Below are 23,396 nucleotides of genomic sequence, written 5' to 3'. Positions count from 1 at the left end.
ACTCACACTACTCTTTCATGGACTGCGCCAGTCTGGCCGCAGCAGATTATTGCACGGTCAACCGCAATGCGGCAGCGGTGGCGAACGGACACAACGTGGCGCTGCCGGTTAAAAACGCCGCCAGAATCGCCAGAAATCCCTCGACGGGCAGCCCGGCGACTGCTGCCTGGGTCGCCGCGGTGGCGAAAATTAATAAAGGTACCGATAACGGCAGCACCAGAAGGCTGAGCAGCACGCCGCCGCGCTTCAGCCCGACCGTCAGGCCAACGCCGACTGCGCCTAAAAAACTGAGCGTCGGCGTACCTAACAGCAATGTCAACGCCAGCACGCCAGCGGCATGCGGCGTCATCCCCAGCAGCAACATCGCCAGTGGCGACACCATTAATAGCGGCAGACCCGTCATTATCCAATGGGCGAACACCTTCACCAGCACAACCGCGACCAGTGGCGTCGGCAACAGTAAGAGCTGTTCCAGCGCGCCATCCTGCCAGTCATCGCGAAACAGGCGGTCCATTACCAGTAACGACGCCAGCAATGCCGCCACCCAGACGATACCCGGCGCGATTTGCGCCAGCAACTGAGGTTCAGCACCAACGCCGAAAGGAAATAAGGTAATCACAATCAGGAAAAACCACAGCGGGTTGAGGATCTCGGCGCCATTACGCCAGGCAAGGCGTATTTCGCGGTGCAACAGGGTCAGCATCATACACAAACCTCCCGTTCCCCCGTCAGACGTAGCGTATTCAACGGACAAGCCAGCACCCGTAATGGTTGATGGGTTGTCAGTATCGCGATGCCTCCCGCCAGCACATGCTGTTCCAGGCGTCGGGTCAGTGTTTCTATAGCCGTAATATCCAGGGCGGTGAACGGTTCATCAAGGATCCACAACCGGGCCGATGTTAGCCACAAGCGCGCTAACGCGACGCGCCGTTGTTGCCCCGCAGAGAGCTGACCGGATGGCACATCTTCGTACCCCGCAAGCCCGATAGCGGCCAGCGCCGCTTCACGCGCCTGCAAGGTTGAGTGAGGAAAACAGAAATACAGATTTTCATCTGCGGTAAGCGCCGCTTTGACACCCGCTTTATGACCCTGCCAGAGTAATTGTTGATGGAATTGTTCGCGTGATTTCGCCAGCGGATCACCCTGCCAGTATACCGCGCCGCTTTCCGGACGGCTTAACCCGCACAGCATCCGCAGCAACGATGTTTTGCCCGTGCCATTATCGCCGGCGATTTGCAACACTTCACCGGGATTAGCCGTCAGGGACAGCCCCTGAAACAGCACTCTGTCATCGTAGATACACGTCAGTTGATCTGCATGTAACATCGAAAATTCCATATGAAACCAGTCGGTAAAAAATTCAAAATCGCTGCATTCCTCATCAATAGCGCCGCTCGCGCGTCATCCACACCGGGTTATGAAGCGAACTCATACCATGATGTGCAGGCCTCCAGACATGAAATACGCTGGCGCCAGCGACGAACCTTGACCGACAATCGAACGGCATGCCGCGCCTGATTCAGACGCGGCTATACCGTCAGTAAAGCGATTATTTTTGACGTTTACGACGGCGAACGAGAACCACAATGACGATCAGCACAATAGCAGCGACGGCCACGCCCGCGGCGAAAAACGCTTTAGCATAACGGATCATGAACGGCACATCACCCGTACCGCGTTCTATCGCTTCAACGTCTGACGCCGTCAGCCCCGCATTGCCATAGCCAAAGTGCTCGGTCACATAATTTGTTACCGCGGCAATTTGCGCAGTGGACAACCAGGAGTGGATCATCTGGTCTTTCTCGCCAAAGGCCGGCATTACCGCCTCGCCGTCTGCCCCTTTGCGATGAATACCGTCAACGATAGCCATCACCAGGTTAGACGGATCTTTCGCTCCGACGGCGGTATTGTGCGTCAGAGACGGGAAGTAATGATCATCCGAGCCCTCACCGTTGATACCATGACAGGCCGCGCAGTTATTGCTGTAAAGAAGCGCGCCATCCGTGGTTGTGGAATCACGATAACCCGGTTGATTATTTTTGCTTCCGCCGGTCTCAAAGCTATCCCAGGCGACAGGTTTCGACTGCGTCGTCCCCCAGGATGGTTGCGCATCGCTCTGATTCCCCACCGGCGGCACGGTTCTGAGATAGGCGACGATCGCGTTGATATCATCCTGAGTCAGGTAGCGGAAACTGTGCTCAATCGCATCCGCCATCGGGCCGCCCGCCTGCGCTTTTCCTTCCGCATGCCCGTTTCTCAGGTAAGAGACCAGCTCCTGATTGCTCCAGCCACCGATACCGTCATTTTTATCGGCGGTGATATTCGGCGCTAACCAGCCGTCAACATGTGCGCCGCTCAAATACTGTGTCATATCCTCAGCCATAAACTGGTTACGCGGTGTATGACAGGTTGAGCAGTGAGTCAGTCCTTCGACCAGGTATTTGCCCCGGTTTTCTTCGGCCGTTAATGTCGGATTCGGAGTGAAAGCGGCGCTACTGGCGAACAGCGTTTTCCATACCCACATCAGACCCGGCAGATTAAACGGGAAATCCAGCGTGGTTTTTTGCGCCGGGGCCGCGTCCACGGCGGGGATGCTCTGGAAATAGGCATACAGCGCTTTCATATCATCATCGGTGATGTTGCCATAAGCGGTATAAGGCATCGCCGGATACAACACTGAGCCGTCTGGTCTCACCCCTTCACGCACCGCGCGCGCGAACTGCTGTTCAGTCCAGTCGCCAATGCCAAACTGCTTAGACGGGGTAATATTAGACGAGATGATGGTTCCCATTGGCATGCTAAATGCGTAGCCGCCAGCAAACGGTTTTTGCCCTGGGGCCGTATGACAAGCTGTGCAGTCGCCAGCACGCGCCAGATATTCGCCTTTTGCGATAAGATCCTGATTATCCTGAGCGAAACTGCCCATGGGGGCCGCCAGTGCCATCAACGCAGGCAAGGACATGATGATTTTTTTCATCTTTATAGCTCCTTCGCGATAACGTCAGCCGAACGGATTGCCAGCGCAATGGCAGTCAGCGTAGGGTTAATGACCCCCGCGGCAGGGATCACGCCGACGGATGCAATAAACAGGTTCTCATGATCGTAACTACGGCACTCATGGTTCACCACGGAGTCTTTCGGGTTATCCCCCATGATCATGGTGCCCATCAGGTGGTCATGGTTTTCGAATTCTTTATTGATATCAATGATCTGACCATTCATCAGCCGGGCAATTTCTTTGTACTGGTCAATCATATGCGCCGCACCAATTTTGGTGTAATCGTCCACTTTGAAATGCACTTTAATCCCCGGAAGCCCGATGCTGTCTTTCCAGTCCGGGTTCGGAATAATGCGGTTTTGCGGGTCCGGCAAAGGCTCAAGGAAGCTGTAAATAAACAGCCAGCGCGAGGACCAGTCCATAATCCGCTCATCCAGCTCTTTACCCATTAACCCTTCTTTGATTGCGCGGTTAGCGATATCTATCTGCGGGTTATTGTTGGCCAGCGCATGCTTATTGGCGGAGTATTGCGAACGGAATGGACCATCACGCCAGGTCATAATCGTCGCCTGCTGTACCGGCCCACGTCCCGTCCACATTGGCTCATCCGCAAGGAACGAGAAACTGAGGCCGATGTGGTCCATCAGGTTACGCCCCACCATATCTGAGGAGTTGCCGATATCATTCATCAGCATCAGTTTGGCTGTCTCAAAACTGTGTGCCGCCAGCACAAAATAACGGGCAGTCAGCGTATGTTCTGTGCCATCCGGGGTCAGGTAGGCAATCGACTCAATTTTGCCATCCGCACCTTTGGTGATCTTATGTACCACCGCTTCGCTGATGAGTTTTGCGCCATTACGAACCGCGCGATCGGCATGAATTGAACCGTTATACAATGTGCCTATCGGGCAAACCTGGTCGCAGTTGTTGTTGCCCTGGCAGCCAGGACGGCCATCGTAAGGTTTGTGAATTCGCACTGTCGGTTCATGAACCACGCTATGCCCATGAGGAATGAGCGCGTCTTTTAACTTCGTGGAGCTATAAACCGGCGCTTCAGCGGTAATGGGGTACGGTTTCGAACGCGGAGGATAAGCCATTCCCGGGTGTTGACCCGACTGATCTTCGGTATCAGAGCCTGCAACACCAATCGCGTATTCCGCACGGACATAATAGGGTTCAAGATCCGAATAGCCGATCGGCCAGTCACGCCCGACACCATACAGCGACTTCATTTTAAAATCGTTAGGAATGTAGCGCCATGTGGCCCCACCCCAGTGCCAGGTTGTGCCGCCCACCAGCTTCAGCATCCCGGGTTGCTCACGGAAATCGCCGGTATTCTGAATATATCCCGGCAGGTTACTGGTCGGCGCCCACGGATTGTTAGGATAGGCGTTATTACGGTCATAATGACGACCAGAATTACGGAAATTCTCAACAATCTTCCAGCGCGGTACGTTAGGGCCTGCTTCCAGAAGGATGACGGACTTACCTTTCAACGCCAGTTCATTCGCCACATTTGAACCACAGGCGCCAGAACCTACGACGATGACATCTGCGTCATATTGCTTAGCCAAAATGTTTTCCTTTTAAACAACTTATTCTTTTTCGTTCGACATTACGCATGTGTAACGGCTTTTTCTGGCAAGTATTGCCAGTATCCGCTGCCCCAACGGGAATAGCTCGGTACCGGCGTATAACCCGTTGTTAACTGGTAAGTTAATGCCCCGGTATAGGTGACGAACTGCACATTGTCTTCCGATGAAAGCATGACCGGCTCCCCGACATACCCTAAATACAATCCGGAGATAATGGCCTGCGCCGTCGCTTTCAGTTCGCCTTCAAACCCGGCGGTCACTTTCAGCGTTTCAATATCGGTAACCTGCTTATTGGCGATAAACGCGCTGAGCTGCGCCAGTTTCTGCGGGAAATCGGCATCAATCGTGGTCAATGCATCCGCCACGCGCTGTGCAAGAGAAGGAGCAATCGTTTTACCCGTTACCAGTTGGGCGATGTGATGGATATCGGAACCGCCTGTCGCCTCTCCCGTTTTAGCCCATGCCAGGCCCGGGGTTGATAACACGCTAAAGCTACCCAACACTGCCGCCGATGCGAACAAGAAGTCTCGTCTGGAAAACCCTTTCTGAGAGAAATCAGGAAGAGACTCATGTTTTTTTCTGTTGTTTTTCAAATTATTACCTCCAAAATGCCAAGCCATAGAACGTAAAATTCACTCAATTCACTGTATTTTTGGGCATCATCGCCTGTCTGCACGACCGTCCCGTTATCATTTGTTTTTCCACACAAACGACACTCTGCCGCTTATTTAAAAGCAGCACAGGCTAAAGGGGTTGTTTGAATAGACTGAAAGAAAAGGCTACCGTCGACAGCAGTCCTTTAGTGAGATGTCATTTATTGATGTTAATGAATGATTTTGCACTAAATGGGAGATTACATTGCTCAACATGTTCTCATTCCTGTCCAGTAAAATGACGCTCTCGTCGGTTATTTGTCAGTCGTTGCTGACAGGCAACCGGCCGTACAACCCGCCAGTCTTAGCGGAAACACAGGTACCGAGGTTTTAAATAAATCACCTATAATCGGGTGTATGTAGGGGTATCATTCTTATATTCGTTGAACTTCGCACACCGTGAAGAGGGAGTGTAATATTTTCACTTCCGGTTCATACGGCCGGTTATACCGCAACCCGGCGACAGAAACTCGAATGAAATCTGGACGATGGCATTCTTCTCAAACTGCAAAGACGCTCATGTATCACAAATGTTATTTTTTTGTTTATGTTACATAGATGATTTGCCTGGTGCAAATGTTACATACCGGAATCATTACCCGTTCTTACCCGCCAGGCATGGGTGCCGCGGCCCCCGGAGAGTCTCCCCAGGCGGTAAAACAGCTAGAGCACGTGCTGTAATATTGCGACTAATTCCGCCAGACTCCCTGCCTGCATCTTCTCCATTACCCTTGCCCGATGAACTTCCACAGTACGTACCGCAATGTTCATCACACCGGCAATCTCCCGGTTCATCAACCCCTTCACTACCAGCATCGCCAGTTCACGCTCTTTCGGCGTGAGCTGCTGATAACAGGCCACCATTTTTTGCCGGGAAAACGCCGCGCCGGAGACCATCAGTGCGTGCTCCAGTGCGGTTTGTAACGGCTTAACTGAAACCGGTTTTTGCAGGAAATCCACCGCGCCACGCTTCATTTGTTCAACAGCCATCGGCACATCGCCATGGCCGGTGAGAAACACCACCGCCAGGGTACTGTCACGCCGACGCAGCGCGTCATGCACGCCCTGACCATCCAGCACCGGCATTCGCATATCCAGCAGCACCACGCCAATCTGATAAAGATCGGCATGCGCGAGAAATTTCTCCCCAGCCTCCCAGCACATCACCTCATAGCCCAGACTCTCCAGCAAAAAGGCGCATGACCGGGTGACCGCCACATCATCATCCAGCAGATGAATTATCGCCATTACCGCATTGTTCCTCTTGTTGTGTAAATGCCAGTACCACCGCGACCCCGTTTTGTCCATCGGGGGCGGGTTGATTGGTTAGACTTATTGTTCCCCGCCCATAACGCACCAGCCGCTGACAGATGACCAGACCCAGTCCCATCCCCGCTTTTCGACTGGTCTTAAATGGCTGAAAGACCTGGGATAACAAGGTATCATCCATGCCGCCGCCGTTATCCTGCAGCGTAATGCGTATGCATCCGGCCTCACGGATAGCGCTAATCCATAACATTTTCGCCCCCGCCTGAGCCGCATTGAGGATCAGATTAGCCAGCACCTGCTCAAGCAGAACCGGCGGTAATATCAGCGTTAACGCGCGATCGACATCGCTGTTCAGCAGTAACGCCGGAAATTGCTGCGGTACCCGTAGCCACTGCCAGACATGATGAATAGCCTGGCGAACGCTGATGTTTTCCCATTGTACCGTCTGGCCCGGTTGACCATGCGCCTGGCTGACCCAATGGCGCAGATTACGCAGCGTTGCTGCACCGCGCTGCGCCTGATGGTCAATTTGCTCGAGCGCTGGCAGTAAAGGATGCAGCCGATCCTGCTTTTGTAAACGAATCGTACATCCTTGCGCATAATGGCGGATAGCGGACAACGGCTGATTCAACTCGTGGGCGAAACCGGAAGTCATTTCCCCCAGTACGCTCATCTGCCTTGCCGTTTCCAGCGCCTGTTCCTGTTCGCGCAGTTGCACGGCGTTACGTTCAAGTAGCCTGCCGCGTCGTCGCACCAGCAACATGACCCAGATATAATTAAGCATCAGCAGTAGCAATACCACCGCGACCCCGCCCATCACCATCCGATGCTGGATAAGCCAGCTTTTCACCTCCAGCCACAATTGCCGCTGCGGGTGATGCTGCTGGACTTCGCGCAGCAACGCCGCCACCTGACGGGTGGAGGCCGGTGCTCCCCAGTGAAACGCGGCCTTGTCTGGGGCATTATACAAGGCGCGGGTAACCCGGTCGGCCAGTGCGTCACTTACGGCCGGTAGCGCGGCGAACGACCAGTCCGGATAAAGCGGCGTACTGGTTAAACACGGAATAGCCGCCGGGTGTGTCATCACCGCCACAAAATCAGTTTTACTCACCAGGCCTTCGTCTGCCATTTTCTCAAGCAGGCAGACCGGGACTATCGCCGCCTGCACGGCCTGTGCACGTAGCAGATAAATCAGCGCATCGGCGGGAAACCCCGTAAAGCGCAGACGGAGATCGCGTTCCGGTCGCAGCCCGGCGTCACTCAGCGCTTTATATCCCAGCAGATAGCCGCCAAAAGCCTGAGGATCGATGGCTCCGACCGTTTTTCCCATCAGATCGGATGCCGAGGTAATTCCGCTGTCGCGACGAGTCAGAATAACGCTGCCTATCACGTTGCTCGTGCCGAGCGAAGAGCGCAATGAGGCCAGCCAGCGCAACGACGCGTGATTGTTCAGTTGCACAAACTGGGCCGGATTGGTCACCACAAACTGTACGGAACCCTTATTAACCGCTTCCCGCATCTGGTGCAGATCCAGCGGCTGAATATGAAACTGCTGGTCTGGCAGTTGTTGGTTGAGCATCGTTTCCAGAGGCTGCCAGTGACGGCGGGTTAACACCTCTCCGCGCATCGCCAGAACGCCAATGTTCCACGAACCAGCCCATGCGAAGCCGTTCAGCAGTAATACTGATGCCAGCAGTGCCAGACGTCCCACCGTTTTCACTCTCACCCGATTATCCCTGTTGATTATGTTGTTTTAGATCAACAACCCGCCGGGTATGTGGTTAACCACAATAGAGCTGCCCCGGCGGTGATTTTTACACTGTAAATCATCGACATTCTTTATTCATCACATGCAAATCAACGACGTGACAAATGTGTTGTTGTTGCCTCGTGAGGGAGAAAATATGGATAGCAGTAAACGACAGTTTCTGGCGCAACTGGGCGTTATCACCGCGGGTGCGTCTCTGGTTCCACTGGCGCAGGCAAAATTTCCTTTCTCGCCTGCGCGACGAGAAGGTTCTCCGCGTCATCGCTATGCGATGCTGGTCGATCTACGTCGCTGTATCGGCTGCCAGGCCTGTACCGTCAGTTGTGCGATAGAAAATCAGACGCCGCAGGGGGCATTTCGCACTTACGTCAATCAATATCAGGTTCAACTGGATAACGCGGTGACTAACGTCCTGTTACCGCGCCTGTGCAACCATTGTGATAATCCACCCTGCGTGCCGGTCTGCCCGGTACAGGCAACCTTTCAGCGTGAAGACGGTATTGTGGTGGTGGATAACACCCGCTGTGTGGGGTGCGCCTATTGCGTACAGGCCTGTCCCTACGATGCGCGCTTTATCAACCATGAAACGCAAACCGCCGATAAGTGCACCTTTTGCGTTCACCGGCTGGAGGTCGGGCTGCTCCCCGCCTGCGTTGAATCCTGCGTCGGCGGCGCGCGAATTATCGGCGATATCAACGATCAACAAAGCCGCATCTCGCAAATGCTCTCTTTGCATCATGACACCATTAAGGTATTGAAGCCGGAAAACGGCACCTTACCCCACGTTTTTTATCTCGGGCTGGATGACGCCTTTGTCACTCCGTTGATGGGGCGCGCGCAACCCGCTCTCTGGCAGGAGGTCTGAATGAGCCATACAGTGATCATTGAAGAAGTGCTGGCCCATCCACAGGAGGTGAGCTGGCTACCGTGGGCGGTGCAATACTTCTTTTTCATCGGGATTGCCGCCTGCGCAACGCTATTTGCCTGTGCGCTGCACTGGCGTAAAAGACATGACGAAAAGCTGGAGGCGCTGACGCTGCTGATTGCCCTGACCTGCGCGATTACCGCTCCACTGGCGCTGACGGCAGATCTGCACCAGACCGCCCGGATCTGGCATTTCTACGCCTATCCCACACCCTGGTCCTGGATGCCCTGGGGCGCCGTGTTTCTACCGCTGTTCACGCTATTTCTGGGGCTCTGGTTTCTGGCACAAGCGATGAAACGACTTTTCAATAAGACGTACACTGCCACTAAATGGTTTGCGCTTGCCAGCGCGATATGCGCCATTGGCCTGCTGACCTATACCGGGCGCGAAGTTTCCGTGGTTCTGGCGCGCCCAGTCTGGTTCAGCTACGCCTTTCCACTGGCGATGTTTTTTAGTGCGCTGCAAACCTTTTTTGCGCTGATAATGGTGGGCACGGGCGACGATTTCCCCCTGCAACGCCGACTGGCGCTGTGGCAATTCTCAGCGTTGGTTCTTCTGGCGGCCGTAGTGACAATATGGATCAGCGGCGACACGCTATCCGGTACGGCGATCAGACAATGGCTGGCGATATCACCTTCCGCCCGCCATTATGCCCTCGGCTGGCTGGTATTCTGGCTCATTACGTTGGGCTGTTCCGCTTACGTACTACGCCACCCGGCGGGGCGATCTCTTCGCGTCCTGCTAGCCTGTAGTGCGATGGCGCTGTGCTGGCTGATCCGCTGGACGCTGCTGATTCAGGTGCAAACCCTCCCGAAATTCAACGCGCAATTAAACCCGTATACCCTGCCTGTCGGCACCGACGGTTTACTCGCTATTCTCGGTACTTTCGGCTTGTGGGTGGCGCTGCTCATTATTGTTCGCGAAACAGTGAACGGACTCGCAAGGAGAATGCAACATGGCTAATTTACCTCGTCGTCAGTGGCTTAAAATCGGCCTCGCCGTGGGCGGAATGGCAACCTTCGCCCTGAGCTATCGGGAGGTGGCGAAACGCGCTATTGACGGCCTGCTCAATGGCACCTCCGGTAAAATTACCCGCGATCGTATCTTCGGCAATGCGTTGATTCCGGAAGGCAATGCCCGTCCACACTGGCAGCAAAATCCGCAGCAGGTGATTTCGCTGACCCAATGCTTCGGCTGCTGGACGCAATGCGGCGTGCGGGTGAGGGTTGATAGTCAAAAAGGCAACGTCCTGCGTATTGCGGGCAACCCTTACCATCCTCTGTCGCATGAGCATCACATCGATTCTTCCGTCCCCTTTTCAACCGCCATGGAACAGTTGGCGGGCGACAATGGACTGGATGCCCGATCCACCGCCTGCGCGCGTGGCGCAACGCTTCTGGAAGGGCTATACAGCCCGCTGCGCATTCGTGAACCCATGAAACGTGCGGGTAAACGCGGAGCTGGTCAATGGCAGCGCATCAGTTTTGAACAACTGATTAAAGAGGTGGTGGAAGGCGGCGATCTGTTTGGCGAGGGGCATGTTGACGGTCTGCGCGCGATCCATGCCCCGACAACGCTCCTTGATCCAGGTCATCCCGAATTCGGCCCGAAATCCAACCAATTGCTGGTGACCAATACCAGCGACGACGGGCGGGATAGTTTTCTGCGCCGCTTCGCGCTAAACAGCTTCGGCAGTAAAAATTTCGGCGCCCATGGTTCTTACTGCGGACTGGCCTATCGCGCAGGTTCCGGCGCGTTAATGGGCGATCTGGATAAAAACCCGCACGTAAAACCTGACTGGGATAACGTGGAGTTTGCCTTGTTTATGGGCACCTCGCCTGCTCAGTCTGGCAATCCGTTCAAGCGCCAGGCGAGGCAGCTCGCCAGCGCCCGCCTGCGTGATAATTTTCAGTATGTGGTTGTCGCTCCTGCATTACCGCTGACCACGGTCATGGCCGACGATCGAGGACACTGGCTGCCAGTGCTGCCCGGTAGCGATTCGGCGCTGGCGATGGCCATGATCCGCTGGATTATCGAAAACCAACGCTATAACGCTGACTATCTGACCATTCCGGCTGAACAGGCGATGCGGCAAGCGGGTGAAAAAAGCTGGACCAATGCCACTCACCTGGTGATAACCGATGAACTGCCAGAACTGGCCGGACAGCACCTGACCCTTGCCTTGCTGAATACAGATGGCACAGACGAACCGGTAGTGGTGAATGCGCGTGGCGAACTTGTCGCCGCCCGTCTCTGTTCCCGGGCGACACTCTTTGTCACTCGGCAGTTGACACTGGCTGACGAGCGTACGGTAACGGTTAAAAGTGGTTTCCAGTTGCTGAAAGAGTCTGCCGGGAAACTGACCATGACGCAGTACAGCCAACATTGCGGTGTCCCGGAGGATAAAATCGTGGCGCTGGCAACGGCTTTAACCCGCCACGGGCGTAAGTCGGCGGTTATTTCCCACGGTGGAATGATGGCCGGAAACGGTTTTTATAACGCCTGGGCCGTGATGATGCTCAACGCGCTGACCGGTAATTTGAGTCTGGAGGGCGGCGTGTTTGTTGGCGGCGGCAAGTTTAACGGTGTGAGCGACGGCCCGCGTTACAACATGGACGGTTTCCCGGGCAAAGTGAAACCAAAAGGACTGAGTATCGCCCGCAGTAAAACGGCGTATGAGTCTTCCGCAGAGTATCGCAGTAAAATCGCGGCAGGGTTATCCCCCTACCCGGCCAAAGCGCCGTGGTACCCGTTCGTCGCCGGGCAGTTAACCGAGCTGCTCGCCTCCGCGCTGGACGGCTACCCCTATCCGCTGAAGGCCTGGATTTCCAACATGAGTAACCCGTTGTACGGGGTGCCGGGATTACGCGCCGTGGCGGAAACGAAACTGAAGGATCCGCAGCGGCTGCCGCTGTTTATCGCCATTGACGCCTTTATGAATGAAACGACCGCGCTGGCCGATTACATCGTTCCTGACACCCATAATTTCGAGAGCTGGGGATTTAGCGCGCCCTGGGCAGGCGTCGCCAGTAAGGCCACCACTGCTCGCTGGCCAATAGTACCGCCAGCCACAGCCAAAACCGCTGATGGTCAGCCGGTATCAATGGAATCATTCTGTATCGCGGTGGCGAAACGCCTGAATTTACCGGGATTTGGTGAAAATGCCATTACGGATACACAGGGTAATCATTATCCGTTAAACCGGGTGGAAGACTATTACTTGCGTATTGCCGCCAATATCGCGTTTATGGGCAAAGCGCCGGTCGCTGAAGCGATTGCGGAGGATCTTACGCTCACTGGTGTAAAACGTATTCTGCCCGCGATCAACCAGACGCTGAAAGCGGATGAGGTCAGTCGTGTGGCGTTTATTTATTCTCGCGGCGGGCGCTTCGCCCCGGACAAAAGCGGGCGTGAAGATAACCACGTCGGTAATTTATGGCCAAAACCGCTGCAGATCTGGAATGCTGAGGTTGCCGCCCATCGCCACGCCGTCACCGGCGAGCGGTATAGCGGCTGCCCGGCGTGGTACCCGGCCAGATTATCGGACGGGCGCGCTGTCGAAGAACTTTTCCCGGCTCAGCAGTGGCCGTTTAAGCTGATCTCTTTTAAGTCCAACACCATGGCCAGCGCCTCGACGGTGATCCCGCGTTTGCATCATCTTAAACCAGCAAACCTGGTGGCGCTGAATCCGCAGGATGGCAATCGTTATGGCCTGGCGCATGGGGACAGAGTGCGTATTGCAACGCCCGGCGGTCAGCTCGAAGCCGAAATCAGCCTGCTAAACGGCGTGATGCCAGGCGTTATAGCCATTGAACACGGCTATGGACATCGGGAAATGGGGGCCGTGCCGCACACGCTTGATGGGGAGCCGATGCCGTTTAATGCGCAGATTAAATCGGGTATCAACCTTAACGATCTCGGGTTTGCCGATCCGACGCGTCAGATAAGTAATACCTGGCTGGACTGGGTCTCCGGCGCGGCGGTGCGTCAGGGGTTACCCGCGAAGATTGAGCGGCTATAGTATGACCACAGCAAAACCAGCGCCAGGAAACAGGATATCAATGGCAGACCGGCGCAAACAGGTATCAGTCCGCACGCAGGAATGATACCTGCGCGCGGGTCAGACCGGGATAACTTCACTCTGACGCAGCGTCAGTACCTCATATCCTTGCGCGGTGACGGCTATAGTATGCTCCCACTGCGCGGATAATTTTTTATCGCGAGTGACCACTGTCCAGCCGTCTTTTTTGGTTTTTATCCGGCTATCGCCCTGATTAACCATTGGTTCAATCGTAAACACCATTCCTTCCTTGAGGACAGCGCCTGTGCCCGGTTTCCCGTAGTGCAGCACCTGCGGATCTTCATGCATTTCGCTACCAATACCATGCCCGCAGTACTCTCTGACCACGCTGTAACCATTGCTTTCAACGTAAGATTGAATCGCATGACCGATATCGCCCAGGGTAGCGCCTGGTCTGACAGCCTTAATGCCCTTCCACATCGCCTCATAGGTTTTCTTCACCAGTCGACGGGCCAGCGGCGACACATCCCCGATCAGATACATCTTGCTGGAATCGGCAATGAGCCCCTCTTTTTCCAGCGTAATATCGACATTGACGATCATGCCGGATTTCAGATGTTCAGTTTCTTTTGGCATGCCATGACACACCACATCATTGATTGACGTATTCAGCACATAGGGAAAATCGTACTGACCTTTGCTGGCCGGGCGTGAATGCAGCGTGTTGACGATATAATCCTCGACCCGATTGTTGATGGCCATGGTGGAGACCCCTGGCTGAATAAAGGTATCCAGCATATCGAAAACAGAGGCCAGCAGTTCGCCTGCGTGACGCTGTCTGGCAAGCTCGTCCGCGGTTTTAATGGGAATGGATAGCATTGATCACCTCCAGTAAACGATCGGAGCCGGACTTCAGCATCATGAGCTTGATTTGCTGATGATTAAGCTCAGGATACAGCTCGCTCATCATACCCAGGCGGATCCAGTACTCCGCCTGCGCGTTAACCGAACGCGACATCGCCTTGCTGGCATCACGGATATCGTCGTGCAGCAGGTCTGAAATTTTTACAATTCCCATTTATACATACCGTAATGATTTATATATATTTCGTATATTACGCCTCAGCCGTCAGGCAGACAACGTCGGCGGTCAGAAAACTTTCATAATGGAAACAAAAGAACGGCACGGTTTCTCTCCATGCAGGTCACGGATGTTGATGAATCACCTTATCAATTGCATCTCGAAGGGTGACGGGTATAGATGGCCGTATCGTTAATTACCGATATAATGCAAGTGGCAGGAAAACGGCGAATCTTTCCATGACGCGACGGTCCGCAAGTGCGAGTGAGTCATTCCGCAGTTAACGTCGCTGCCGTTTGAAAGACGACGACTAGAGAAGGATCGTGAATGGATCATCGCTTATCTCGAGGCACCGTAAAGCCGCTCATCACCGAACATAAAATTAAGGCCGCATCCTTACAGGGTACGCTGCATGGAACCTTACTATCAGTAGAAAGCGAAAGTGCGCCGGTCGTACTTATTATCCCCGGTTCAGGGCCGATTGATCGGGATGGTAACGCCCAACCGGATTTAGGCGCATCCCCTCTCCGGCTTGTAGCCGAGGGTTTGGCGGCTAAAAACATCTCATCGATTCGCATAGACAAACGCGGAATGTATGAAAGTGCAGGTGCGGCCGAACATGGCGACAAAGTTACTGTTGACGATTATGCCGTTGATGCGCGTTCCTGGGTGGAGACGCTTAAGCGCCGGTCAGATGATTCCCGTGTCTGGATTTTAGGACACAGCGAAGGTGGGCTGGTGGCGCTGACAGCGGCCCTGTCATGTGACGATATTTGTGGACTGGTGCTGGTCTCAACGCCGGGAAGGAAAATAAGCGAGGTATTACGGGAGCAGTTGCTCGCTAATCCGGCCAATAATCCTGTGCTGGCACAGGCGCTGAAGGCTCTTCAGGCGTTAGATGCAGGCAGATATGTGGATGACAGCCAATTACATCCGGCACTATTACCGCTGTTTCGCGCCAGCGTACAGGATTACCTGATCGACTTAATGAAAGTCGATCCAGTCGGACTGATTGCCGGTTATGACAAGCCGGTACTGGTAGTACAGGGAACCCGGGATTTACAGACAAGTATTGAGGATGCCGCATTACTGACCAGGGCTAATCCACTGGTGGTTCCGCAGATAATCTCCGGTATGAATCATGTTCTGAAACATATTGAATCTGACTCTGCTGAAGAAAACATCAGGGCATATGTCGATCCTGACTTACCATTAGCTGAGGGGCTTATCGACAGTATTTGTGCCTTCATACAGGAAAACAGCTGAAATACATAAACAAAGCAGTTCTCACCATGTTGATCTGTTGCGTTTAATTATTTCGGCCAGGCCTCCCTGCCCGGTTTTCTTATGTGTCTGACGAGTCTGAGGAATTTTTTCTCCCTCCCTGGCGAAAAACGGTGAGCGGGGTTTGCTTCTGGTCAGGCGCTTATCAGGCGGACATTTTTCGACACTCTTCTGCACACCGATGACAGGTGTCAGCACACTTTTTACAATGTTCATGATTATGTTTTGAACATTCATCTCCGCATTTCTGACAGATTTCGGCACAGAGTTGACAGAGTGCGCCACAAAATTCACTCTCAAGGGACATGAACTGAGCAGCCAGACGACAGATGGCCGCGCACTGCGCATCCAGACGGATACATTCACGCATCATTCCAACATCCGCCTCTTTCAGGCACGATGTTGCACAGTAATCACAGGTTGCGGCGCAGAGATAACATGATTCAATACAAGAATGATATGCTTCTGACATAAATACCTTCCTTTTCCTGAAAGTTAATAGTGAATAACAATCCTGGAACAAAATATCGAGCATAGCCAAGCGGGACTGATTGATTTTTACAACGTCATCCTGGTTCACTGACAGGCTAAGTGAAAATTAAGTACACGGCGCAGATTTCAAATTCCAGCAAACTCAAAGGTGAAAAGCGATCGCAACAACCTCGCCAGCATGTAATCGCGGGATGAAAAGGAAAATACTGTTCAGCGATTTTTGCCTGTCGACCTGTCCCTCTTCTTTTTAACATTATCACTACTGTGGTTATTTTTGTAAATTATGTGACATTGTCACATACACCAAATCGACATGAATGCCGTCACTGATGGAAAAACAATTCCGAACGGCGAAAAATGCATATTTTTTGTTATAAAACAATACAATAATCCTCATACTTACTAAACAAAACCATGCTAATAATTGACTTTATCAATTAAAATGTTTAATTGAATTAATCGATAAAAGGAGTATTGTTAAAAATATTGATGAGCGGAGATAAGAAAATGTTGCGTGACTTTTTGGTGGTAGAAAAAGAAGATCGTCTGGTTGAACAACAATGCGCCGGCAGTGATAAGGTTAATTCACCGGATGTCACTGAATGGATTATTGTTAATAAAAACGGCGATAAAAAAGGGCGAGTGGCGTTATTGAATCAATTTACCACCCGCCGTTCATATTGTGTGAATTACCGCATCACGCAATTTGATAATAATGGTAACGTGGTCGTCGACCGTCTGGCTGAATTCATCTGAATACCGCAGAAAAGATAACATCGACGGGTTAAATATTATTATCATCGCGGCCCGGAACTCTGATACCAAACACGCGCTATTGCTGCCGATAAATTCAGCGGTAACGTTGCGCCCTGCCCGGCGCTGTGTCAGCCGGGCCCTTCACTGGCGGCGGCCAGCAGTGGCACAATCACATCGCTCAACGGTGTTGGAATCTCGTACTCCAGGCCATATCGCTGAATGACCCCGTTGCGAATATCCCATTCAAGCGGCATTCCCGCCTCACGATCCGTAAGTATGGAGGTGCTTAAATCCGGGGGCGCGCGATGGAAACCGGCGATAATCTCCTGCGGAACGCTATCCTCCAGGCTGGCCCCGGCGGCACGCGCAACCGTCAGACACTCCTGAAGATATGCTAAAGCAAGCGCGGTGATATCTTCGCGCGCAAACATCCCTGCCCGCCTCCCGGACAGCACCATCAGACCCGCGACTGCATTTTGCAACAATTTACGCCATGCGACAGAGGTAAAATCGGCGCGAATATCCACTTCGCAGCGGGTGCCCTGAAGCACGCGCTGCACCAACTCGGCCCCCTGACCGTCGGGTAGCGTCAGGCGCGCTTTCGCGCGCAGCCAGACTGAAGCTTCAGGCTCACGTTGTGCCGGGAACCAGACGACCGAAGGCAACACGTTTGCTTCCGGCGCATAAGGCGCGAATAGCGCTTTTTGTTCAACGCCGTTCTGTAGAACGCAAACGACAGTTTTCTCGTTACACAGCGCTTTTAACCACGCGGCAATGGCCGCAATTTGCGTCGCCTTTACCGCCACGAAAACCAGATCGTAAGGTGCCGTGACGGATGCAGGATCAGTCACAACCGGACCAGGCACGACAATCTTTCCGCCATCGAAACGCAGCGACAGCTGCGGGTACGCTCGGCGTCCGCAAACCAGTGGCGTACGGCCAACCTCGTGCAGCGCCGCTGCGATGGTGGTGCCGATTGCGCCAGGACCAATCAGTGCAATGGTGGGTTTCTCAACTGTCATCTACGCCTCCGGATCGCTTACGGTTCCTGAAATTTCATTGATAGATAACATAAACGCGACTGTGTTCGCATTACTATTTTATTCATATCGGTAACCTAACCGTGTGTGTCTGCGTACACACTTTTCTCCATACACAAGGAAGGTACATGTTTCCAGAATACAGAGAGTTGATTTCTCGATTGAAAACCACGCACCCACGCTTTCAGTCACTCTTCGCAAAGCATAACGCACTCGACCACGACATTTCCCGTATAGAAGGCGTCGATGGCAAAGGATATAGTCTCGAACTCGTACATATGAAGAAAGAAAAACTGTTGTTGAAAGATGAAATGCTCAAAATCCTTCAGCAAGAGAGCCAGAATCAGGGCTGACTCGTTGTTTAAGGCCGCCAGACGGCGGCCTTGAGGCTGATGACAAACCTGATTTAGATATTGTGCTCGCATTTCTGCCGGGTGGCGGCTATCGCCTTACCTGGCATGTAAAACCAATAATATCATCATGTTATGGGTTTTTCGTAGGCCCGCGCAAGCGAAGCGCCGCCGGGCAATTCCGGAAAAACGCACTTTGTCAGCAATCTGAAGGCCGCCAGACGGCGGCCTTTTTACCCCTTCATAACCCGATGTTCTCTTGCTATTAACAATGCCAGGAGATAGGTTTACGTCCGGTTTCTGGCAAGCAGAATAATAATAAACAAACCGCCGATTGCCGCCGTAATGATGCCGATAGGCAGTTCCTGCGGAGCCAGCAATGTTCTGCTGACAATATCACCACCGCACAAAAGCACCGCGCCCCACAGGCCGCATAGCGGAAGTAACAGCAGATGCTTAACGCCGGAAAAGTACCGGCACATATGCGGAATCATCAGTCCGACAAAGCCAATCACCCCGGTTAAAGCCACCAGAAGCGAGGTTGCCAGCGCGCAGCAGAAAAAAACCTCCATCCGCAGACGACCAACGTTAATGCCCAATGACTGCGCCGTCTGTTCACCGGCCAGTAAACCATCCAGCGAACGCCAGCGTAATAATATGAACGTGCAGAGAAATAGCAGACTCAACACGGCATAGGGTAAATTATCCCAACGCGCCAGACCGAGCCCTCCCAGCGACCAGAACAACACCGAGCTGGCAGCCCGCTGGTCGCCGGAAAAAATCAGATAGCTGGTCAGCGCGCCAAATAAAAAGGAGATTGCCAGCCCGCAAATAACTAAATGTTCGGCACTGCGCTGCTTCTTAAAATGAAACAGCAGCATCACCGCCACCGCCGAGCAGATACCGCCGACAAATACCGAAGCCGGTAGCGTCAACGCCCCGAGTCGTTCACCGAAGCGGGTCATCACCAGTACAGCCCCCGCGGATGCACCGGAGGAAAGCCCGAATAAAAACGGATCGGCCAGATCGTTTCGCGTTGTTGTCTGCAAAAGCCCACCGACGATGGCCAGTATCGCTCCGGCCAGTACTGACAGTAGCGTTCTGGGCACGCGCAAATCAATAACGATACGGCTGACCATCTCCGGCACCGGCACATCAACAAGCCTCAAGACCCCCAACACCTGCACTAACGATAACGGCACGCTGCCTTTGGCAACGCTGAGCAGCATCAATCCGGCTAACACGGGCAACGCGCCCCATATTGCCCAGTAATAGCGATATTTAGTACAACTCATTGGGTTGTTGTCGGATACATGGCGTGAGCCAGTTTTTCGACTGCGTTAATATTGGCCGGACCCGGCGTTAATTCCGCGTATTGTAGCTTCAGATAACGATGATGCTTCACTGCCGGCGTCTCTTTCATTAAGGGGTGATTTTCGAGGAAACGGCGCAACGCATCCGCACCGCTGCCGGTCTGGTAATCGAGAAGAATAATAAAGTCAGGCTCCGCCGTTGCGACGCTTTCCCAGGAAGTGGTTCCCCAACTGATGTCCAGATTGTCCATCACGTTTTTCCCTCCAGCCGCTTCAATAATGGCTGTCGGCATGGCGTATCGACCGCTGGTAAAGGGTTTATCTTCACCGGAATCGTAGACGAACACTTTCAGGGGTTTAACGCCTTTCGGCGGCTTAGGCAGCGCATTCAACGCTTTTTTCCAGCTATCGACCAGCGCCTGGGCTTCATGCTGCTTGCCGAAAATCTTGCCCAGCGTCAGCTCATCGTTATACAACAGGTTCATTGTCGCTTTATGTTTCTTATCCGTGGTAAACACGCAACTTTCGCTCAAAACAAACGTCTTGATACCATATTTTGCAAGTACGGAAGGCGTGACTTCTCCCCCAACTTTCATCCCGTAATTCCAGCCCGCGAAAAAGAAATCAGGATTCGCTGCCAGCAGTGTTTCAAGCGAGGGATATTTCGGCGCCAGCTCAGGGATCGACCCCATCTCCTTTTTAAATTCCGGCGTCATTTTGTACCAGCCCGTGATACCGGTTAATCCCACGATACGATCCTGTAACCCGAGTGCAAAAGCCATTTCCGACATGTTAAGGTCGTGAATCACCGCCCTTTTCGGCGCCTGGGTGAACGTGACTGGCGTCCCGCAGCTTTCAATGGTAACGGGATACTCAGCCGCATTCACCGCTGAAACGGCCAGAACAGCCACCATGCCTGCAAACCATTTATTCATTATTATTTACCCTCATATCGTTATTGCGCATAACCTGGAACCTCAAAAATCCGCACCGCTTTCCCCGTCCCGGGATGCGGTACAGTAAAACTGGTCAATCCAAAGACTGGATAAAGCCACTCGGAGACAAGCACCCGTTCCGGTACATCCCAGGTCACAGCACGCCCATGCGATAAAAGCAAAACGCGATCGGCAAAGGACTCAATCAGCGAAAGATCGTGCAATACCGCCACAACCGTAATGCCCTGACGTTTCACTAATGAAAGCAGTTCAACCCGGCCATGGGGATCAAGATGGTTTGTAGGTTCATCCAGTAATACCAGTTTTGGCGACTGGGCCAGCACTCGCGCCAGGGCGGCCCGCTGCCGCTCACCGCCGGATAACGCAGCGAGCGAACGTTTGCGCAATTTTTGCAATCCCGTATCATTAATCGCCCGGGTGACAATGGCTTCATGTTCGTGGCGCGACACCTCTCTCGCATGGGGAATACGCCCGAGGGCGACATAGTCTTCGAGCGCTAGCCGCATATCGGGGGTGTCGTTCTGTGCGAGTACCGCAATCTGCTGCGCGCGTTGCTGCCGCGTCAAGGTGCAAACGGAACGACCGAACAAGCGAATATCGCCATCCAGCGAGGTCAGTTCCTGATCGATCGCCCGCAATAACGAGGTTTTACCGCTGCCATTGGGCCCAATCACCGCCAGACACTCTCCCTCGGCGGCATTAAAATGAATATCGGCGAGCAGTTCGCCGCCGCCAGGACGCAGCAATGAAGCAATATTGACGCTGAGAACCGGTTCAATGGACGTACAACACGTTGTCAAACTTACCTCCATTCGCAGACTTTCGCCTCTTTCAGACGGGCTGCAACGCCCCTTTTTTTCTCATCTTTCTGCCGCATACCGAAAATATGATAATCACTATCATTTCAAAAGAAAGGCAAAAGGCACACATTTTACACTGTTTTATTTGATATGTTATAATATAACATTCGGCGGAGATTTAACACAACCGATCCCCGGATGCGTCAGCGGGTGATCGCCTTCATGAAGAATGACAAGGCATATTAATGGCCATGCCCCCTGCACCCGTCACACCCACTCAGCGCGCCTCGTAGAAAACGCCTGATTTCTTTGCCTCAAATTCATCTCCTCAATACGCTCCGTGAGCGTAGCCAGCACCTTCAGCAGCCGGGAAATATCCCCTGCAGGCAAGAAAAGTGTTATAAAAACCGACTGCATTTGAACCGTATCGGGTTAATTATGGAGAAGAAAAGAGCCACACTGATTGGATTCGCCGCTATCATCCTGTGGAGTTCGATGGTCGGGCTGATCCGTGGCGTCAGCGAAGGAATGGGCCCGGTGGGCGGCGCGGCGATGATCTACACCCTGAGCGCTGTTTTGCTGATTTTTACCGTCGGGTTCCCGCAAATACGCCAGATCCCCCGACCCTATTTGCTGACGGGCAGCCTGCTGTTCGTCAGCTATGAAATTTGCCTGGCGCTCTCGCTGGGATTCGCCGCGACCCGTCAACAGGCAATAGAAGTGGGAATGGTGAATTATCTGTGGCCAAGCCTGACGGTGCTGTTCGCCATTCTATTTAACGGGCAAAAAAGCAGTTGGCTGACCATTCCGGGTTTATTACTGGCTTTATTTGGCGTCGCATGGGTATTAGGCGGCGAGCACGGCCTGAATACCCATGAAATAATCAGCAATGTGTTCTCCAGTCCGTTGAGCTATATCCTGGCTTTTGTCGGCGCTTTTATCTGGGCTGCTTACTGTACGGTTACCGCTAAATACGCCAAAGGCAAAAACGCGATTACCCTGTTTGTTCTGCTCACTGCCCTGACTTTATGGTTAAAATTCCTCTTCAGCCAGCAGCCGCCGATGGTTTTTAGCTGGCCGGTGATGATCAAACTGATCGCCGTGTCGGTTGCCCTGGGATTCGGGTACGCCGCGTGGAACGTTGGGATCCTGTATGGCAACGTCAGCCTGCTGGCTGCCGTCTCTTATTTTACCCCGGTGCTCTCTTCCGCGCTGGCGGCGGTTTTATTGAGCGCCGCGCTTTCGTGGTCATTCTGGCAGGGCGCCGGGATGGTGTGTATCGGCTCCCTGCTCTGTTGGCAGGCGACCCGGCGCTAACCGAGGTCGCCCCCGGCTACCGGCAACGTGACCCCGGTGATATAGCTGGCTTCATCGCTGGCGAGAAACAAAATAGCATTGGCCTGTTCCACCAGGGTGCCATAGCGGTGCATCAGACTGCTGGCCACCGTTTGCGTCACGACCTGTTGATACCACTGCTGCTCCTGCACCGATGGCTGCTCATCATTACGCGGCGTCAGACGCGCGGGCGCTTCGGTTCCCCCCGGCGCTACGGCGTTGATACGGATGCCGCTCTCGCTATATTCAAGCGCAAGGCAACGGGTCAACGCGTTGACGCCGCCTTTTGCGGCTGAATAGGGTATCCGGTTCACGCCTGCCGTCGCCACCGACGAGATATTGACGATACAGCCCTTATGCTGCGCCAGCATCCACGGCAGCGCGGCACGACAGCCCCACAGCGCAGGAAACAGTGAACGGCGAATCTCTTTTTCAATCTGCGCGGGCTGATATTCGACGAATGGCCGTGCCCAGATTGTGCCGCCGACGTTGTTAATCAACACATCAAGGCGGCCAAAATGGGCCACGCCTTCCGCAAACACCCGCTCGGTGCTTTCCCATTGCTCAAGATCGGCTTCCAGCGCCAGTACTTCGCTGCCGGAATCTGTCAGTGCCGTCGCCAGCGCATGCACATGGCTTGAACGATCAATTAACAACAAACGGGCCCCTTCGCGGGCTGCCTGCTCTGCCGTCTGTCGGCCAATACCCTGCGCAGCGCCCGTGATAGCCACGACTTTATCGATAAATCGCATATTTACTC

The 23,396-nt window shown here is 53.5% G+C and carries 22 protein-coding genes; 7 read left to right on the top strand and 15 right to left on the bottom strand.

The genetic code is table 11. The features are described 5' to 3' along the window. Positions 1-46: 46 nt before the first annotated feature. The 7 genes from ccmB to ttrS form a co-directional block, all read right to left on the bottom strand. Positions 47-706, bottom strand: coding sequence for a heme exporter protein CcmB (ccmB, locus tag ABK821_RS14495; protein ID WP_142501945.1), 660 nt, complete (start codon positions 704-706; stop codon positions 47-49). Continuing rightward, positions 703-1,326: a cytochrome c biogenesis heme-transporting ATPase CcmA gene (gene ccmA, locus ABK821_RS14490; RefSeq protein WP_308562874.1), complete on the bottom strand. Its 624-nt coding sequence runs from the start codon at positions 1,324-1,326 to the stop codon at positions 703-705. Before ccmA ends, ccmB begins: the two co-directional genes overlap by 4 nt. Before the next feature lie 223 nt (positions 1,327-1,549). After that, positions 1,550-2,977 (bottom strand): c-type cytochrome, encoded by a 1,428-nt coding sequence (locus ABK821_RS14485; protein WP_343178383.1) that lies wholly within the window; start codon positions 2,975-2,977, stop codon positions 1,550-1,552. A gap of 2 nt (positions 2,978-2,979) precedes the next feature. Beyond that, on the bottom strand, positions 2,980-4,572 hold the full coding sequence (locus tag ABK821_RS14480; RefSeq protein ID WP_308562869.1) for a GMC family oxidoreductase: 1,593 nt from the start codon (positions 4,570-4,572) through the stop codon (positions 2,980-2,982). Positions 4,573-4,613: 41 nt separating this feature from the next. After that, positions 4,614-5,186: a sugar dehydrogenase complex small subunit gene (locus ABK821_RS14475; protein ID WP_343178384.1), complete on the bottom strand. Its 573-nt coding sequence runs from the start codon at positions 5,184-5,186 to the stop codon at positions 4,614-4,616. A gap of 723 nt (positions 5,187-5,909) precedes the next feature. Next, entirely contained in the window at positions 5,910-6,494 is a 585-nt protein-coding gene (gene ttrR / locus ABK821_RS14470) for a tetrathionate respiration response regulator TtrR (RefSeq protein WP_343178385.1), read from the bottom strand. Continuing rightward, on the bottom strand, positions 6,469-8,241 hold the full coding sequence (ttrS, locus tag ABK821_RS14465; protein ID WP_343178386.1) for a tetrathionate respiration histidine kinase TtrS: 1,773 nt from the start codon (positions 8,239-8,241) through the stop codon (positions 6,469-6,471). The genes ttrR and ttrS overlap by 26 nt, the downstream gene beginning before the upstream one ends. Positions 8,242-8,419: 178 nt before the next feature. On the opposite strand from ttrS, the gene ttrB reads away from it, so the two are divergent. From ttrB to ttrA, 3 genes are read left to right on the top strand one after another with little or no spacing between them, the layout of a single operon-like run. Next, positions 8,420-9,148 carry a tetrathionate reductase subunit TtrB gene (ttrB, locus tag ABK821_RS14460; protein WP_142501939.1) on the top strand — a complete coding sequence of 243 codons (729 nt, stop codon included), beginning with the start codon at positions 8,420-8,422 and terminating at the stop codon, positions 9,146-9,148. Continuing rightward, positions 9,149-10,171 (top strand): tetrathionate reductase subunit TtrC, encoded by a 1,023-nt coding sequence (gene ttrC, locus ABK821_RS14455; protein ID WP_343178387.1) that lies wholly within the window; start codon positions 9,149-9,151, stop codon positions 10,169-10,171. Next, positions 10,164-13,229 carry a tetrathionate reductase subunit TtrA gene (ttrA, locus tag ABK821_RS14450; protein ID WP_343178388.1) on the top strand — a complete coding sequence of 1,022 codons (3,066 nt, stop codon included), beginning with the start codon at positions 10,164-10,166 and terminating at the stop codon, positions 13,227-13,229. Before ttrC ends, ttrA begins: the two co-directional genes overlap by 8 nt. A gap of 99 nt (positions 13,230-13,328) precedes the next feature. Here ttrA and map read toward each other — a convergent pair whose 3' ends face one another. Together map and ABK821_RS14440 are read right to left on the bottom strand one after the other, a co-directional pair. Next, positions 13,329-14,108 carry a type I methionyl aminopeptidase gene (map, locus tag ABK821_RS14445; RefSeq protein ID WP_138362285.1) on the bottom strand — a complete coding sequence of 260 codons (780 nt, stop codon included), beginning with the start codon at positions 14,106-14,108 and terminating at the stop codon, positions 13,329-13,331. After that, complete coding sequence (locus ABK821_RS14440; RefSeq protein WP_138362284.1) at positions 14,089-14,307, bottom strand: ParD-like family protein; 219 nt, start codon at positions 14,305-14,307, stop codon at positions 14,089-14,091. The genes map and ABK821_RS14440 overlap by 20 nt, the downstream gene beginning before the upstream one ends. 330 nt (positions 14,308-14,637) lie before the next feature. Between ABK821_RS14440 and ABK821_RS14435 the strand changes: the two genes are divergently transcribed. Next, positions 14,638-15,576 (top strand): alpha/beta hydrolase, encoded by a 939-nt coding sequence (locus ABK821_RS14435; RefSeq protein WP_138362283.1) that lies wholly within the window; start codon positions 14,638-14,640, stop codon positions 15,574-15,576. A 163-nt stretch (positions 15,577-15,739) separates the two neighbouring features. Here the strand turns inward: ABK821_RS14435 and ABK821_RS14430 are convergent, their stop codons facing one another. Next, positions 15,740-16,066 carry a four-helix bundle copper-binding protein gene (locus ABK821_RS14430; protein ID WP_142501935.1) on the bottom strand — a complete coding sequence of 109 codons (327 nt, stop codon included), beginning with the start codon at positions 16,064-16,066 and terminating at the stop codon, positions 15,740-15,742. Between the two features lie 527 nt (positions 16,067-16,593). Here ABK821_RS14430 and ABK821_RS14425 point away from each other — a divergent pair. Further along, positions 16,594-16,842, top strand: a complete 249-nt coding sequence (locus ABK821_RS14425) for a hypothetical protein (protein ID WP_138362282.1) — start codon at positions 16,594-16,596, stop codon at positions 16,840-16,842. Between the two features lie 128 nt (positions 16,843-16,970). Here the strand turns inward: ABK821_RS14425 and ABK821_RS14420 are convergent, their stop codons facing one another. Next, a complete protein-coding gene (locus tag ABK821_RS14420) occupies positions 16,971-17,864 on the bottom strand; it encodes an oxidoreductase (protein WP_138362281.1) in 894 nt (297 codons plus the stop codon). Between the two features lie 146 nt (positions 17,865-18,010). On the opposite strand from ABK821_RS14420, the gene ABK821_RS14415 reads away from it, so the two are divergent. Beyond that, positions 18,011-18,235 (top strand): YdcH family protein, encoded by a 225-nt coding sequence (locus ABK821_RS14415; RefSeq protein WP_138362280.1) that lies wholly within the window; start codon positions 18,011-18,013, stop codon positions 18,233-18,235. Positions 18,236-18,519: 284 nt separating this feature from the next. On the opposite strand, the gene ABK821_RS14410 is transcribed toward ABK821_RS14415, so the two are convergent. Genes ABK821_RS14410 through ABK821_RS14400 form a run of 3 tightly spaced genes read right to left on the bottom strand, consistent with a single transcriptional unit; the run spans position 18,520 to position 21,313 of the window. Then, entirely contained in the window at positions 18,520-19,527 is a 1,008-nt protein-coding gene (locus ABK821_RS14410) for an iron ABC transporter permease (protein ID WP_343178389.1), read from the bottom strand. Continuing rightward, a complete protein-coding gene (locus ABK821_RS14405; RefSeq protein ID WP_138362278.1) occupies positions 19,524-20,480 on the bottom strand; it encodes an ABC transporter substrate-binding protein in 957 nt (318 codons plus the stop codon). The genes ABK821_RS14410 and ABK821_RS14405 overlap by 4 nt, the downstream gene beginning before the upstream one ends. Positions 20,481-20,500: 20 nt before the next feature. After that, positions 20,501-21,313 (bottom strand): ABC transporter ATP-binding protein, encoded by an 813-nt coding sequence (locus ABK821_RS14400; RefSeq protein ID WP_395033972.1) that lies wholly within the window; start codon positions 21,311-21,313, stop codon positions 20,501-20,503. A gap of 426 nt (positions 21,314-21,739) precedes the next feature. Here ABK821_RS14400 and yddG point away from each other — a divergent pair, with 426 nt between their 5' ends. Next, entirely contained in the window at positions 21,740-22,618 is an 879-nt protein-coding gene (gene yddG / locus ABK821_RS14395) for an aromatic amino acid DMT transporter YddG (protein WP_138362276.1), read from the top strand. Here the strand turns inward: yddG and benD are convergent. Continuing rightward, the gene (benD, locus tag ABK821_RS14390) at positions 22,615-23,388 is read right to left on the bottom strand and encodes a benzoate diol dehydrogenase BenD (protein ID WP_142501932.1); all 774 of its coding nucleotides are present in this window, start codon (positions 23,386-23,388) and stop codon (positions 22,615-22,617) included. The genes yddG and benD overlap by 4 nt on opposite strands. Between the last annotated feature and the right edge of the window lie 8 nt (positions 23,389-23,396).

The organism is Klebsiella sp. KE9456 (assembly GCF_043832615.1).
Lineage (GTDB): Bacteria > Pseudomonadota > Gammaproteobacteria > Enterobacterales > Enterobacteriaceae > Klebsiella > Klebsiella indica.
The sequence above is the reverse complement of the archived record's forward strand: the minus strand, read 5'-3'. Positions and strand labels throughout refer to the sequence as shown.